11 protein-coding genes are annotated in these 15,207 nt (G+C 73.9%); 4 read left to right on the top strand and 7 right to left on the bottom strand.

Translation table 11 applies throughout. The annotated features are described in order from the left end of the window. Positions 1–23: 23 nt before the first annotated feature. The 7 genes from Sdia_RS20510 to Sdia_RS20480 all read right to left on the bottom strand — a co-directional run bounded on the left by Sdia_RS20510 (position 24) and on the right by Sdia_RS20480 (position 10,551). A complete protein-coding gene (locus Sdia_RS20510; protein WP_124287867.1) occupies positions 24–1,508 on the bottom strand; it encodes an ABC transporter substrate-binding protein in 1,485 nt (494 codons plus the stop codon). Positions 1,509–1,515: 7 nt separating this feature from the next. Beyond that, positions 1,516–3,501: a hypothetical protein gene (locus Sdia_RS20505; protein WP_100453722.1), complete on the bottom strand. Its 1,986-nt coding sequence runs from the start codon at positions 3,499–3,501 to the stop codon at positions 1,516–1,518. Between the two features lie 715 nt (positions 3,502–4,216). Next, positions 4,217–5,497 (bottom strand): YeeE/YedE family protein, encoded by a 1,281-nt coding sequence (locus Sdia_RS20500; RefSeq protein WP_189499888.1) that lies wholly within the window; start codon positions 5,495–5,497, stop codon positions 4,217–4,219. 426 nt (positions 5,498–5,923) lie between these two features. Next, entirely contained in the window at positions 5,924–7,084 is a 1,161-nt protein-coding gene (locus Sdia_RS20495) for an acyl-CoA dehydrogenase family protein (RefSeq protein WP_124287866.1), read from the bottom strand. Positions 7,085–7,165: 81 nt separating this feature from the next. Then, a complete protein-coding gene (locus Sdia_RS20490; protein ID WP_124287865.1) occupies positions 7,166–8,686 on the bottom strand; it encodes a 3-hydroxyacyl-CoA dehydrogenase NAD-binding domain-containing protein in 1,521 nt (506 codons plus the stop codon). 72 nt (positions 8,687–8,758) lie between these two features. Beyond that, positions 8,759–9,571: a CoA-transferase subunit beta gene (locus Sdia_RS20485; protein ID WP_100453726.1), complete on the bottom strand. Its 813-nt coding sequence runs from the start codon at positions 9,569–9,571 to the stop codon at positions 8,759–8,761. A gap of 62 nt (positions 9,572–9,633) precedes the next feature. Further along, positions 9,634–10,551 (bottom strand): CoA transferase subunit A, encoded by a 918-nt coding sequence (locus tag Sdia_RS20480; protein ID WP_100454368.1) that lies wholly within the window; start codon positions 10,549–10,551, stop codon positions 9,634–9,636. Between the two features lie 201 nt (positions 10,552–10,752). On the opposite strand from Sdia_RS20480, the gene Sdia_RS20475 reads away from it, so the two are divergent. The 4 genes from Sdia_RS20475 to Sdia_RS20460 all read left to right on the top strand — a co-directional run bounded on the left by Sdia_RS20475 (position 10,753) and on the right by Sdia_RS20460 (position 15,083). Further along, on the top strand, positions 10,753–11,658 hold the full coding sequence (locus Sdia_RS20475; protein ID WP_100453727.1) for a LysR family transcriptional regulator: 906 nt from the start codon (positions 10,753–10,755) through the stop codon (positions 11,656–11,658). Positions 11,659–11,794: 136 nt separating this feature from the next. Continuing rightward, positions 11,795–13,033, top strand: a complete 1,239-nt coding sequence (locus tag Sdia_RS20470) for an acetyl-CoA C-acetyltransferase (RefSeq protein ID WP_115069295.1) — start codon at positions 11,795–11,797, stop codon at positions 13,031–13,033. Positions 13,034–13,255: 222 nt separating this feature from the next. Next, complete coding sequence (locus Sdia_RS20465) at positions 13,256–14,590, top strand: MFS transporter (RefSeq protein ID WP_100453729.1); 1,335 nt, start codon at positions 13,256–13,258, stop codon at positions 14,588–14,590. A gap of 34 nt (positions 14,591–14,624) precedes the next feature. Continuing rightward, positions 14,625–15,083 carry a MaoC family dehydratase gene (locus Sdia_RS20460; protein WP_100453730.1) on the top strand — a complete coding sequence of 153 codons (459 nt, stop codon included), beginning with the start codon at positions 14,625–14,627 and terminating at the stop codon, positions 15,081–15,083. The last annotated feature ends 124 nt before the right edge of the window (positions 15,084–15,207 follow it).

The raw sequence follows: 15,207 nt of genomic DNA, 5'->3' as shown, positions 1-15,207 counted from the left end.
GCCGGGCGCCGTACGGGCGGGCGTCACTGCTCGCGGGCCGGTTCGCCGGCGGCGGAGGAGACGTCGGCCAGGACCGAGCGGCCCGAGGGGGTGAGCCGCAGGATCGGTACCGCCTTGTCGCGAGGGTCGCCGTTCTTCTTGAAGGAGAGGAAGCCGCTGGCCCCCGCCACCTGCTGCGCGCCGGACATCTGGTGGAACATCCGCGCCACCGAAGCGCCGGTCACCTTGTCCTGCCCCTGCCACTTGGAGGCCATCTCGACCCCCTTCGCGGCGGTGAGCACCGCGTCGTGGCCCATGATGTCCTGGCCGTCGTACCGGGGGTCGTCGGGGAACCACTCGTCCATCTGGCCGCCGGGCAGGAAGTGGTCGGCGGAGAGCTTCGAGACCGCCTGCGGGTTCTTCCCGTACATGTCCTGGTGCGCCAGGCCGGTGTAGAAGACCTGCACGCCGGTCCGCGCCGCGTCGGCGAGTTGCTGCGGCGTCAGGTTGGTGGTGTCGTCGCCGGTCAGCACCGTGAACTCGCGGTCCTTGCAACTGCTGCGGTTGGCCAGCGCGTTGAGGAAGTGCGCCAGATGCCTGCCACGCCCGGCGAAGTACACCGCCTCCGGCTTCTCCTCGCAGAGGTGGCCGGGGATGTACCGCAGCTCACCCTCCCAGGCGCTGGGGACCGAGGAGTCGTACGACAGCGAGTCGCCGACCAGCCGGTGCTCTCCGTCCGGGTACTCGTCCCGGAACGCCTGCGCCAGCGTGGCCGCGTACAGGTTGGACTTCGCGTCGTCCTGCACGATCGCCGCCGTCCGGAACCCCTCCCGCTTGAGGTACGCGGCACCGGCCCGGGCCTCGTCGACGTTGGTCGGCGCGACCCGTACGAAGCCGTCGATGCCCTTGATGTTGGTGGCCGTCATGATGCTCGCCACCGTCGCCACGTCGTTGTCGGAGAGCTTGCGCAGCGCCTCCAGGTTCCGCTCGGTGCTCGGCCCGAGCCCGGTCACGGCGACGAGGCGGTCCGGGCCGTCCCTGCGTTCCAGCAGCCGGTCGACCGCGTACTCCCACTGCGTGGAGTCGCTGCCGGTGTTGGCGATCAGCAGCCGGATCTTCGGCGAGGCGGACAGGTCGCCCTGGTTGTGCCGGTACTGCGCCAGGTAGGCGCCCTCCAGCTCGTGGCGGACCGAGTCCTCCGAGTTGCTGTCGTCGTCGGTGAGGGTGAACGAGGTCAGATACGCCACCGAGACGTACGGGTGCTCGTCGCCCTCCGCCTCGACGCGGGCGTTCTCCTCGGCGATGAGTTTCTGGACGTCCTCCAGGTGGGGCGCGAAGACGTGCTCGCCCGTCGTCACGCCGACGCACTCGTCGTGCGGGCCGCGCCGGACGACGTCCTCGTGGCAGGTGGCCCGTGACTCCTGCCACCAGTCCCACGCCACCACGCCCGCCACCGCCAGCACCCCGGCCGCCACCACCCCCACCACGGAGCGGACCACCAGGTGAAGCGGCCACTCGATCCTGCGCATACGGCCCTCAGCTCCCGTCCGTCGTCGTACGCGAGGGACGCCAGTGCAGATAGCGTTCCGACTCGTTCAGCAGGGCCACGTTGTCGCTCCTCCCCAGCCGCGAGAGCTGGATGAATCCGTCCGCCAGCACATGGCCCAGCCGCATACCCGGGTCCGCCAGCGGATCACTCCACAGCCAGCGAGCCGCCACCAGGCCGCGCACCACCGACCGGCCCGTCACCGCGCCGCCCGGCTCGGGCGGCGCCAGGGCCGCCAGCAGTTCCAGCGGCCCCCCGACACCGGCCAGCCGGTTCGGCGCCGCCGTGACCTTGTCGAACTCGCTGATCCAGGTCGTCGCGGGCAACTCGGCGAAACGGGCCAGCAGGTGGTCGGCCACCTCCTCCAGACGGCCGGTGGCCAGCCGGTGGTACATCCGGGCGGCGGTCCTGCCGGCCTCCCGGGCGTGCTCGGCCAGCAGGTCGTGCGCCGCGTCCCAGTCGCTGGGCCGCGTGGCGAGTTTCCACAGCAGCAGCCGCCGCAGCCACGGGTGGAGCGCCGGGGTGAAGGACCCCGGGCCGTCCATCAGGCGGCGGATGCGCAACTGGGTGAAGAGGGCCTCGCCGTGCCCGAGCACCTGCGTGCCGACGTACAGGTCGGGCGCGGCCGCACACTCGGCCAGCCGGTCCCGCTCACGCTGGTCGAAACCGTCGAGCAGCGAGTCCAGCGCCGCGTCCGCCAGCGTCCGCTGCTCCTCGCCGACCAGCACGATCCGGTCCGGCAGCGTCCTGAGCCAGCGTTCCTGGGCGGGCCCGGGCGCACGCTCCCCGTCGGCCTGCTGGAGCGCCTGGAGAACCTGGCTGACCCCTTTGGGCAGGCCGCCGGTGAGCCGGTGGATGAAGGGGGTCAGCCGGGTGAAGGGCGACAGGCCGGGGTGGGTGTGCAACTGCTTCTCCACCAGGGTGTGCACCTCCTCCTGCTGGAGGTCGCGCAGCCTGATCGGGTACCACCAGGTGTCCTCGCCGTCCCGCGGTGGCCGGTGCGCCCGCCAGTCGTCCAGCGACGCCCCGTCCGGTACCCGCAACTGCCACGGCCACTGCTCGCCGGAGGCCGGACCCCAGCGGGGCAGCCACCGGTTGCAGCTCGCGACCACCGTCAGCGGGTCGCACGGGCCGCTCGCCACCACGGTGTCGTCGTGCCGGGCGCGCAGCAGCAGGTCCAGGAAGCGGCGCCCGTAACGGGTGTCGGCCTGATCGAGCAGGAGCAGGAAGGAGCGGGGCGAGAACGACGGTGACGCGCCCCGCCGCAGATCCTCCAGGAACGCGGAGAACAGGATGCGGTCGAGGCGGTCCCGGTCCTCCTCGTGGCCCCGGTGCCGCCAGGAGTTCAGCTCGGTCAGCGCCTCCCAGCGGTCCTGGGCGCGGGTCAGCGGATGGGCGCCGTACCAGTGGGCGGCCTGCCCGAAGCGGTTGCCGCCGGGCAGCCGCCGCCGGCCGCGTCGCAGCGCGTCGTTGAGCAGGGCGAGGGCCGCCGTCGAGGCGCCCTCGGGGGCGCCGATCGCGCCGCCCGCCACCTCGAAGAAGGCCGCCAGGTAGTCGCCGTAGCGGTTCTCCGCCTGTTGCTGGAAGTGGCGCAGCCGCTGCTGGATGGAGCGTCGGCCCTCCTCCAGCGAGGTCATCGACAGGTCCTCGTCGGAGGCGAGCAGCCCCAGGGTCAGCAGCGGAAAGGACGTGCGGCGGTACTGCGGCAGCCGCCGCTCCAACTGCCGTGCCAGCAGCCCCAGCGCGTACCGGGGCAGCAGCGCCTGGCCGGGGGCGAACCGCAGGTAGGCGAAGGGGTAGGAGGGGCCGTACCGTTCCATCAGCGCGCTGTGCGTCTCGCTGGCGCCGCTGCCGCGCGGGCCGAGCAGGACGGTCACCGGCCGCTCCTCCTCCGGCGGGCGGCCCAGCGCCTCACCCGCCAGGGAGATGATCCCCCAGCGCCCGAGGACGCCCGCTCCCACCGCCGATTCCGTCACCTTGCCGAGTCCCCCTCGTCCGTGCTGCGCCCGCCGCGGTCCTGGTCGCCGGCGTGCGGTGCCCGGTCAAGCACCGCCCTGGCCTCCGGCGTGGCCGCCTGTCCCCGTGGCTCGTCCGGGCCCGGCGCGCCCAGCGCTTCCCGTACCCTCCGCCCCCGCCCTGGACGCCTGCCGCGACTGTGGTCCGCGATGGTACGCGCGTAGCTCACGCTTGCGAAACACCTTAAGGCGCACGGGTGTTGGGGGAAACGGGCGATGGAGGAGGCTGCGGGCGCCCGAACGGGCGTGCGGCGCGCGGGGCCCGGCACAGCGCCCGTGGCCGGCGCTCACCGTGGTCACCGACCCGCCGTGGCAGCCCACTGTCGTGTACCCGGCGCGCGGCGTCGGCGACCTGTGGCGTGGCCGGCCGGACGCGCCGCACGCCCTCGCCGGGCTGCTGGGACGCGGCCGCGCCCTGCTGCCGGCCGCGCTGGAGGAACCCGCCACCACTTCCGGGCCGGCCCGGGTCCGCGGCCTGAGCCCCGCCACGGTCTCCGCCCACCTCACCGCGCTGCGCCGGAGCGGCCTGGTCACCCTGCGCCGGACCGGCCGCTCGGTGGCGTACGCCCGACCCCGCTCGGCCTGGCGCTGCCGCACGGCGGAGATCAGGCGGGCGCGACGGCGCCCCCGTCCCGCTGAGCGGGCCAAGGGCGCCGTGGGCCGGAGACGGGGGCCGTCAGCACACGCTGTCGCTCGGCTTCGGGTTGCCGAGGCCGAAGAAGGGGCGCAGCCTGAGGCCCGCCCAGGTGCCGGCGAGGGCGACGGCACCCCAGAGCCAGCCGTGCAGGGAGCCCGAGGCGATGCCCGCGAGGTAGGCGCCGATGTTGCAGCCGCCCGCCAGCCGGGCGCCGACGCCCATCAGCACGCCGCCGAGCACGGCGGCCACGGCTGTCCTCGCGGGGATGCCCCGGTGCAGGGTCCAGACGCCGCCGGCCGCCGAGGCGAGGGCCGCGCCGACCATGATGCCGATGTCGGTGAGGCTGTTCTTGTCCGCGAGCACGGGGCCGGCGAGCTGTGCGGCGCTGCCCGGCTGCTGCCAGAAGGCCCAGCTCTCCGGGGAGCCGCCGAGGAAGCCGACGACCTTCGAGCCCCACAGGGCGAAGGCGCTGGTGATGCCCCAGGCGCCGCCGGAGACGAGCAGGACGGCGGCGCCGAGCACCGCGAGCGCCACCGCGCCCGCGGCCAGGGGCCACGAGCCGCGCACCACGCGGGCCCACGTGCCGCGCGCCGAGGGCGGCGCGCTCACCGGCGGCGGGTTGCGGCGGGCCTGCACGGCGCGGGCGATCCACCAGACGGCGGCCAGCGCCAGTACGGTCACCGCCCAGGAGCCGAACCGGCCCACGTGGTCGGAGAGGAGGACCGGGTCGAGCGCGGGCAGGTCGCTCCACAGGCCGAACTGCCAAGCGGCCAGCGTCGACCCGGTGATGAAGCCGAACAGGGTCAGCACGATCGAGGACTGCCCCGAGCCGACCGCGAAGAGCGTGCCCGAGGCGCAGGCACCGCCGAGCTGCATCCCGATGGCGAAGACGAACGCCCCGATCAGCAGCCCGACACCGAGCGAGCCCGCGCTGGGCGCCGGGGTGGAGCCGAACAGACCCGCCCCCGTCCCGAGGACCAGCGCGAAGAGGGTGGCGGTGGTGCCGAGCAGCAGGGTGTGGGCGCGCAGCCCGGTCCCGTTGCCGACGGCGACCAGTTGCCGCCAGGCCGACGTGAAGCCGAAGCGGGAGTGGAACAGGGCGTACCCGAGGCCGGTGCCCAGCAGGAGCAGCACACCGGGCTTGGCGCCGTGCCGCACGAAGACGTACGCGCAGAGCAGCACGCCGATCCCGGCGGCGACGGTCAGCGGGCCCCGGCGTACGGCAGGGGCGGGGCCCGCCTCGGGGGCGGGCACCGAGGTGGGGGAGGGGGTGATCAGGGCGGCGCGGGGCGGTGCCCCGGCGGGGGGAGCGGTGGTCACAGCGGTACTCCGGGAAGAGGCGGGGAGGCCGGACGGCACAGTGCGCGCCATGCCCTCGTGGGGAGCGGGCGCGGAGGGGTCAGCTGCGACAGAGCGCGTCGTCCACGCTCCACGGCGTGGCCGCGAAGAGGGCGAGCGCCAGACGGCGTGCGGGTCCGAACATGTGCGCCACTGTAAGGACGGCGAGGGCGATCAGGGGAATGCGTCTCGTATGGCGAGAGGCGCGGTGAGACGCGCGAGGGTGTGCGGGGTCCGGTCAGCCGTGCCGCGCGGTCGACGCAGGAGTGAAAGCCCAGTTCGGAGAGGTGGAGGCGGACGGCGGGTGAGCCTCTCCGGCCGAGGCGCGGGCCGGGCCGTCCACGACGAGGCCGGGCGTCCGCACCCCCTGTCCGGGATGCGGACGCCCGGCCGGACGAGCCGGGTGTCTCAGTTCATCGCGTCCACGCCGGTCAGGGCGCGGCCGATGATCAGCTTCTGCACCTGGCTGGTGCCCTCGTAGAGGGTGAGGACGCGGGCGTCGCGGAGGTACTTGCCGACCGGGTACTCGTCGATGTAGCCGTAGCCGCCGAAGACCTGGAGGCAGTTGTTGCTGACCCGTACGGCGGCCTCGCTCGCGTGGTACTTGGCCACCGAGGCGTCCGTCGCGTACTCCTTCGGGCTCGCCCCGGCGTCCGCCATCCGCGCCACCTGGTGGGTCAGCAGCCGCGCCGTGCGCACGTCCACCTCGGAGTCGGCCAGCAGTTCCTGGACCAGTTGGAACGAGGCGATCGGCTTGCCGAACTGGGTGCGCTCCGTGGCGTACCGGACGGCCGCGTCGACGGCGCCCTGGGCGAGGCCGACGGCGCCGGCGGCTACCGAGACGCGGCCGCGCGAGAGGGTGCCGAGCGCGATGCCGAGGCCCCGGCCCTCCTCGCCGAGCCGGGCCGAGTCGGGGACGCGGACGCCCTCGAGGGTCAGCTCGGCGGTCGCCTGGCCGCGCAGCCCGAGCTTGCCGTGGATCTCGGTGGCGGTGAAACCGGGGGCGTCGGTGGGCACCAGGAAGGCGGTCAGGCCCTTCCCACCGGTCCGGGCGAAGACCAGCGCCACGTCGGCGACGGTGCCGTTGGTGATGAAGATCTTGGCGCCGTCGATGAGCCAGTCACCGCCGTCGCGGACCGCGCGCGTCGACACCGATCCCGCGTCCGACCCGGTCCCTGGCTCGGTCAGCGCGAAACAGCCCAGTGCCTCGCCCGCCGCCAGCCGGGGAAGCCACTCGGCCTTCTGCTCGTCGGTGCCGTGCGTGGCGATCGTCTTCGACACCAGCCCGAGCGAGACCGAGACGATGCCGCGCACCGAGGAGTCGCCGCGCCCCAGTTCCTCGGTGACCAGTGTGTAGGAGAGCATGTCCGCCTCGACGCCGCCGAACTCCTCGGGCAGCGTCAGGCCGAGGATGCCCAGCTCGCCCAGGCGCTTGACGACGGCCGGGTCGACACGCTCCGCCCGGTCCCAGTCGCGCACGTGCGGCACGATCTCCTTGTCGACGAACTCCGCGGCCAGGGACCGGAAGTCGCGCTGGGTCTCGGTGAGGCCGAAATCCCTTGTCAGCACGGTGTGTTCTCCTTCAGCGCGTCGGCACGCCCGGTGTGCCGGACGGACGGGTGGGTGCGGGGGCGGGTCACGTCCGGCGGGTCAGCCGTACGCCGTCTGGGGACCGGTGCCCGGATCGGTGAGGGCCAGGCCCAGCCGTGCGCGGTCGGCCACCCAGCGGGTCGGCCGGTGGCGCGGGTCACCGGTGGCGTCGAGCAGCGCCGACTGGAGCTCCAGCAGCCGGTCCGCGCCGACCCGGTCGCCCCAGGCGAGCGGGCCGTGCGGGTAGCCGAGTCCGGCGGTGACGGCGGTGTCGATGTCGGCGGGCCGGGCCAGTCCGCGTTCGGCGACGGAGGCGGCCACCGAGACGATCGAGGAGAGCAGCCGCTGCGCCACCGAACCGGCCGTGTCGCGCACCGCCGTGACGGTGTGCCCGCCCGCCGCCAGTACCGCCCGGGCGTCACGGGCCGCCACCGGGTCGGCGGCCGGGGTCACCGACAGTACGCGGCGCGGCCGGTCCACCGAGAGCGGGTCGAGGCCGAAGCTCCGCCCGCGCGGCAGCCCCAGCTCGGCCACGGCCCGGGCGACGCCGGTGCCCCACACGGGGACCAGCACCAGGGCGTCCGGCGCGTCGCCTCCCTCGGGCAGCACCTCGGCCCCGTCCGCGGTGAGCGCCGCGCGCAGGGCCCGGGCGTCGGGCCCCGTCCCCGTGATCCGCACGGCACGCCGGGCGTCACCGGTGACCGGCGGTTCCGGCGCGGGCTCGGGCGCCTCGGGCCCGTACCGGTAGAAGCCCTCGCCGGTCTTGCGGCCGTGCAGCCCGGCGGCGACCCGGTTGGGGGTGAGGAAGGAGGGGCGCAGCCGCTCGGAGTACCGGAACCCCTCCCAGATGGTGTCGACGACCTTCGCGGTGACGTCGAGACCGGTCAGGTCCATCAGCTCGAACGGGCCCATCCTGAGACCCAGCACGTCGCGCGCGATCCGGTCCACCGCCTCGACGGGGGCGACCCGCTCCTCCAGCAGTGCCAGGGCCTCGGTGACCAGGCCGCGGCCGGCGTGGTTGACCAGGAAGCCCGGGGTGTCGGCGACGGTGACGGCGGCGTGCCCGCTCGCCCGGACCGTACCGGCCAGCCACTCGGCGAGCCCTGGCCGGGTCCGGGCGCCGGGGATCACCTCGGCCACCTTCATCAGCGGCACCGGGTTGAAGAAGTGCAGTCCGATGAGCCGCTCCGGCTGCCGCAGCCCGGCGGCGATCAGGGTGACCGGGAGCGAGGAGGTGTTGGTGGCGAGGACGGCGGCCGGCGGCAGCACCTCCTCCAGGCGGCGGAACAGCTCCGTCTTGACGGCCAGGTCCTCCAGCACCGCCTCGATCACCAGTTCCACCTCCTCGCCGGGCACGTCCGGCGCGTCCAGCGGTACGAGCCGTGCGGCCGCGCCGTCCGCCTCGGCGCGGCCCAGCCGGCCCTTCTCGGCGGCCCGGTCGAGCATCCCGCGGACGAAGCCGACCGCCTCCTCCACCGACTCCCGGCGGGTGTCGCCCAGTTCCACGGTGTGCCCGGCGGTCACCGCCCACTGGGCGATGCCCCGGCCCATGACTCCGGCGCCGACGACTCTGATGCGCATGACGGGGATGCTCCTCGGTAGGGGGTGAGGCGGAGGGGTGGGGAGGGCAAGGGAGCGGCGGCGGGGGACGACTCAGCGGAGATAGACCCGCCCCGGGTCGACGTCCTCGCGCAGCAGCCGCAGTTCGGCGGCGGACGGCGGCTCGATCACCGCGACCTCCTCGGCGACGGCCAGCTCCCAGCCGGTCGCTTCCCGCACCCGCTCGACGGTGACCCCGGGGTGGACGGCGGTCAGCCGCAGTTCCTCGCCGACGCCGGACCGCTCCAGCAGTCCCAGGTCGGTGACGACCCGGGTGACGCCCGAACCCAGCGGCCGGATGCCGTCGGCGAGTGCCCGGTCGGGCCCCGGCGAGGTGCAGAAGTCCAGCTCGGCGGTGAACGAGCGGGGCGTGTGACGGCGCATCACCACGAAGATCTCCCGCGCGTTGGCCATCACCTCCATCGCGCCGCCGGCACCCGGCAGCCGCACCTGCGGGCGTTCCCACTCGCCGATCACCGAGGAGTTGAGGTTCCCCCACCGGTCGATCTGGGCGGCGCCGAGGAAGCCGACGTCGATGTGGCCGCCCTGGAGGACCGCGCCGAACAGCGTCGCCATCGGCAGCACCGCCTCGGCGCCGGTGATGAGCACCGCGTCGGCGATGGTCTCCGGCAACTGGTCGGGGTGCGCGCCGCACACCCCGGACTCGTAGACGATCTCCAGACCGGGGGCCACGGTCAGATGGGCGAGGGAGGCGGCCAGGGTCGGCAGTCCGATCCCGGCGAAGACGGTGCGGCGCCCGGCCAGCGCGCGGGAGGCGACCACCGCGAGCAGCTCGGAGGAGGTCGCCCCGGCGGCCGTCGGGGCGGCGTCGGAGGAGACGGCGGCGGGCGGGAAAGCGGTGGTCATCGGCGGGACTCCTTCGGTCGCGGGTGCGGGAGCGGGGGCGCGGGCCGGGCCGGGAGCGGGGCTCACAACCGCCGCCCGTAGTCGACCTGCCCGCTCAGCGCCTCGCCCACGGCGAGGTGGTCGCGGAAGTGGCCGGCGAGCCTGGCCGCGTACTCGGCGTGGTCGCGGGTGCCGTACACCCACTCGTCCAGCCAGGCGCGCAGCCGTTCGGGATCCTTGCTGATGTGGGACCACGAGCGGTAGAAGGCGTTGTCCCGGTCGTAGTAACCCTGCGCGAAGGAGGGGTGGGCGCCGCGCGGGCAGTGCACCACCGCGTCCACCGCGTGCGCGGGTACCGCGGTGCGGTTGGGATCGGCACGGACCACCTCGTCGGCGACGATCTCCTCGACCACCACCACGGCCCGCTTCGCCGCGTACACCGCCTCCGCCTGGACGCCGGTCAGCCCCCAGATCTGGGTGTTGCCGAGCCGGTCGGCGCGCTGGGCGTGGATGAAGGTGACGTCCGGGTTGACGGGGGGGACCACGTAGATCTGCTCCGGCTCGCCGTCCGGGCCGGGGTAGGGCGAGGTGACCTTGCGCAGCGCCGGGTTGATCCGGGGCAGGTCGCTGCCGGCGTAGCTGCGCAGCGGGAGGAAGGGGAGGCGCTGGGCGCCCGCCTGGTAGCGGCAGACCATGCCGTGGTGGCTGTACTCCTCGAACTCCAGCGGCTCGGGGTCGGCGCGCTCCACCCGGCGGCGCAGCTCGCCGAGGGACCCGGCGGAGGAGTTGCCGACGAACGACGAGACCAGCCGCTTGACGCAGCCGCCCGCCAGCATCTGGTCGACCACGATGTCGGCGGTCATCCGTACCACCGTCAGGTCGCGGCGGCGCTGTCGGATGATCTCGTGCCCGGCGGCCGTGGGGATGAGGTGGGTGAAGCCCTCCAGGCAGACCGTGTCGCCGTCGTGCACGAACGCCGCCACGGCGTCCCTCATCGACATGGTCTTGTCCGGCGGGGCCACGGATGGTTCCACGGCAGGCGACTCCTCGGCGCGTACGGATCGAAAGGGCGGCGCCCTCGGGTGTCCGCGAACACCCGCACGGCGGCCGGGTCTCACGGTGCCAGCGACTATTGATTGCCGTCCAATACCGAATTAAGGTCACATCAAGACGCCCAGCTGAACAATCCCCTGAGGAACACCGTGGAACTGCGCTATCTCACCGCCTTCGTGGCCGTCGCCGAGGAGCTGCACTTCGGACGCGCCGCCAAGCGGCTCCAGATGGCGCAGCCGCCGCTGAGCCAGCAGATCCGCCAGCTGGAGAAGGAGCTGGGCGCCCAGCTCTTCGAGCGCAACACCCGCTCGGTCCGCCTGACCAGCGCGGGCGAGTCCTTCCTCGGCCCGGTCCGCACCGTCCTGGACGACCTCGACCTCGCCGTCCGCGCCGTCAAGGCGGCCGGGCGCGGCGAGTACGGCCGGGTCACCGTGGGCTTCGCCGGGGCCTCCAGCCACGAGGCGCTGCCCCTGCTCACCGGCGCCGTCCGCGCCGCCCACCCCGGCATCGAGCTGGTCCTCACCGGCCAGACCTACGCCGACACCGCGCTGGCCCGCGTCGCGGAGGGCAGCCTGGACCTCGGCTTCGTCCGCCTGCCCGCCTCCCGGCCCGGCGTGCGCACCCGGGTCATCGGCGAGGAGGAGCTGATCTGCGCCCTGCCCGGCGACCATCCGCTGGCCGCCCGCGAGCGCATCGCCCTCACCGACCTCGCCGACCAGCCCTTCGTCAGCTTCCCGGCCAACGCCGGCTCCAGCCTCCGCGACGCCATGGTCCGCGCCTGCGAGGGGGCCGGATTCACCCCGCGCGTCGTCCAGGAGGCCCCGGACTCGCACACGATCCTCGCCCTGGTCGCCGCCGGCGTGGGCGTCACCCTCACCCTGACCTCGGTCCAGCACATCCAGTCCACCGGCCTCGTCTACCGCCCCCTGGACGCCGAACCGGTCCGCCTGCACGCGGCGCTCGCCTGGCGGGCCGACAACCCCTCGGCCGCCCTGCGCAGCGTCCTCGCCGTCGCCGAGCAGGCGTTGCCGACACCGCCCGGCGCCGCCGATTGAGACGCTCGCCGTCTCAGTCGGCGAGGAACTGAGTATTGGAAGTCGCGGGCCCGCCGGTGCGAGGGTCGACGCGGGCCGCCCTGAACCGTACGAGGGCGGCCCGCGCACCCGTGACGTACTCAGGAGGCCCCGCCCCATGTCCGCAGCCCCGTCCCCCTCCCCGTCCGCCGGGGACATCGTCGTCTGCTCGCCCCTGCGCACCCCCATCGGCCGGTTCGGCGGGGCGCTCGCCGGGCAGCGCCCCGCCGCGCTCGCCGCGCACGTCGTCTCGGCCGTCGTCGAGCGCAGCGGCGTCGACCCCGAGCGGATCGACGAGGTGGTCCTCGGTCACGCCTACCCGACCAGTGACGCCCCCGCCATCGGCCGCGTCGCCGCCCTCGACGCGGGGCTGCCCGACCGGGTGACGGGCGTGCAGATCGACCGGCGCTGCGGCTCCGGACTCCAGGCCGTCATCGACGCCGCCCTCCAGATCGGCGGTGGCTTCAGCGAGGTGGTGATCGCCGGCGGCGTCGACGTGATGAGCGCCGCCCCCTACTACACGCACGAGGGCCGCTGGGGCATCCGAGGCCCCGGACTCCAGCTCCACGACTCGCTCGCCCGGGGCCGTACCGAGGCGGGCGGCGTCCACCACCCGATACCCGGCGGCATGATCGAGACCGCCGAGAACCTGCGCCGCGCCTACGCCGTGACCCGCGAGGACCAGGACGCGCTGGCCCTCAGCTCCCAGCGCCGCGCCGCCGACGCCCTCGCGGCCGGGCGCTTCGCCGACGAGACGGTGCCCGTACCGGTCCGCACCCGCAAGGGCGAGACCCTGGTCGACACCGACGAGCACCCCCGGCCCGACACCACCGCCGAGCAGCTCGCGGCGCTCAGGCCGATCCTGCGCGCCACCGACCCCGAGGCGACCGTCACCGCGGGCAACGCCAGCGGCCAGAACGACGCCGCCGCGGCCTGTCTGGTCACCAGCCGGGCCACCGCCGAACGGCTCGGCCTCACCCCCCTCGTCCACCTGGTCTCCTTCGCCCGCACGGGCGTGCCCGCCGAGACGATGGGGCTCGGCCCCGTCGCCGCCACCGCCACCGCCCTTCAAAAGGCCGGGCTCACCCTCGCCGACCTGGACCTGATCGAGCTGAACGAGGCGTTCGCCGCCCAGACCCTCGCCTGCACCCGGCTGATGGGGCTCACCGAGGGCGACCACGAGCGGATCAACGTCAACGGCTCCGGCATCTCGCTCGGCCACCCCGTCGGCGCCACCGGCGCCCGGATCCTCGCCACCCTCGCCCACGAGATGCGCCGCCGCGAGGCCCGCTGGGGGCTGGAGACCATGTGCGTCGGCGGCGGGCAGGGACTCGCCGCGGTCTTCGCCCGGGCCTGACCGGCCGGCTCCGGCCCGGCGGGAGACGGTCCCGGTGATACCGGGACCGTCTCACTGCATCAGCTATTTGGTATTGGACCGCTCTCGGTGCCGCCTGGCACCGTAGCGGCCATCACACCGGAGGCACCGGGGCGGGACGCCCCCACCACTCCGCGTACGCGGCCCACCGCAGGCCCGCCCCCACCCCACCTTCCGCGATCAACGCCGCCCATGGGAGCCGTCATGAGCACCACCGCCGACCAGGCGCGGAGCAAAACCGCCCGCCGCGCGGGAATCGGAGCCTTCATCGGCTCCACCATCGAGTGGTTCGACTTCTACATCTACGGAACCGCCGCCGCTCTCGTCTTCGACAAGGTGTTCTTCCCCGAACTCGAAGGCGCCCTCGGCACTCTCGTCGCCTTCGCCACCTTCTGGGTCGGCTTCCTCGCGCGTCCGCTCGGCGGCATCGTCTTCGGCCACTTCGGCGACAAGCTCGGCCGCAAGACCACCCTGGTCATCACCCTGCTCCTGATGGGCGTCTCGACCACCGCGATCGGCCTGCTGCCCAGCTACGCCAGCATCGGCGTCGCCGCGCCCATCCTGCTGGTCTGCATCCGCATGATCCAGGGCATAGGCCTCGGTGGCGAGTGGGGCGGCTCCGTGCTGATCGCCTCCGAGCACGCCCCCAAGGGCAAGTCGATCCTCTACGGCGCCTTCGCCCAGCAGGGCTCCCCGGTCGGCAACACCCTCTCCACCCTCAGCTTCCTCGCCATCAGCCAGCTCCCCGACGACGCCTTCGTCGCCTGGGGCTGGCGGGTGCCCTTCCTCGCCTCCGCGCTGCTGGTCGTCGTCGGCCTCTTCGTCCGGCTCAAGGTCACCGAGTCGCCCGCGATGGCCCGCGTCATCGAGAAGCGCGAGACCGCCAAGGTGCCGCTCTCCGAGGTGCTGCGCAGCCATCCCATGCTGATCGTCCTCGGCATCGGCGCCTGCACCATCGGGCTCTCCGCCACCTACTTCAAGTCGACCTTCGCCCTCTCCTGGGCCACCACCGAGCTGAGCTTCGACCGCAGCTCCTTCCTCACCATCATCCTGGTCGCCAACATCACCCAGATCATCGCCCAGCCCTTCGGCGCCGTCCTCGCCACCCGGATGCGCAGCTGGTCCCGGGCGGTCACCTTCATGCTGGTGCCCGAACTGGTGCTGATGCCGCTGATGTTCGTCCTCATCAGCACCGAGAGCTACGGCCTGGCCATGCTCGGCGTCGCCGTCGCCACCATCCCGCACTGCCTCTACTACGCCGCCCTCGCCGGTATGCTCGCCAGCCGCTTCCCCGCCCACCTGCGGTACACCGGCATCTCGCTCTGCTACCAGCTCTGCGGCACCCTGCTCGGCGGCACCACCCCGATCGTCGGCCAGTTCCTCCTCAACCAGACCGGCTCCATCACCGCCGTCATCGCCTACGCCGTCTTCCAGGTCGCGCTCACCCTCGGCTGCATGCTCCTGCTGCTCAAGCGCCGCAACTACGAGAAGGACGACGAGGTGGCCCGCGCCGCCGCCCCCGCCGTCGCCACGGCCTGACCCGGACCATCCCGCTCGCAGAAAGGCGCCACCCGTGCCCCGCACCGCCCACGGCATCGAGGAGATCACCGCCCTCGCCGGCCAGGACCTCGGCCACTCCCGCTGGTGGGAGGTGAGCCAGGAGACCGTCGACACCTTCGCCGCGGTCTCCGGCGACCACCAGTGGATCCACACCGACACCGCCCGCGCCGCCGACGGCCCGTACGGGCGCACCATCGCCCACGGCTACCTGGTACTGAGCTGGGGCATCCCGATGTTCGCCGAACTGCTCCAGGTCAGCGGGATCGGCATGGCGCTCAACTACGGCGTCAACAAGGTCCGCTTCCCCGCGCCCGTCCCCGTCGGCAGCCGCGTCCGCCTGCACGCCCGGGTGGCTTCGGTCGACCCCGTCAAGCGCGGCGGCGTCCGGATGACGCGCGCCTTCACCTTCGCACGCGAAGGCGGCGACAAGCCGGTCTGCGTCGCCGAGTCGCTGACGCACTTCTACCCGTGACGAGGTGACGGGCCCCAGCAGCGGCCTCAGCCTCCCGCCCGGCCCGCACCCGGTGTGCGGGCCGGGCGCGTTCCCGGCCGGAAGGGCGGCGCGAGGGGAGGTCGGGGAAGCACCGGCCGGGCTG

Origin of the sequence: Streptomyces diastaticus subsp. diastaticus (assembly GCF_011170125.1) — a bacterium.
Taxonomy (GTDB): domain Bacteria; phylum Actinomycetota; class Actinomycetes; order Streptomycetales; family Streptomycetaceae; genus Streptomyces; species Streptomyces diastaticus.
This window is presented reverse-complemented; position numbering and strand designations above follow the sequence as displayed.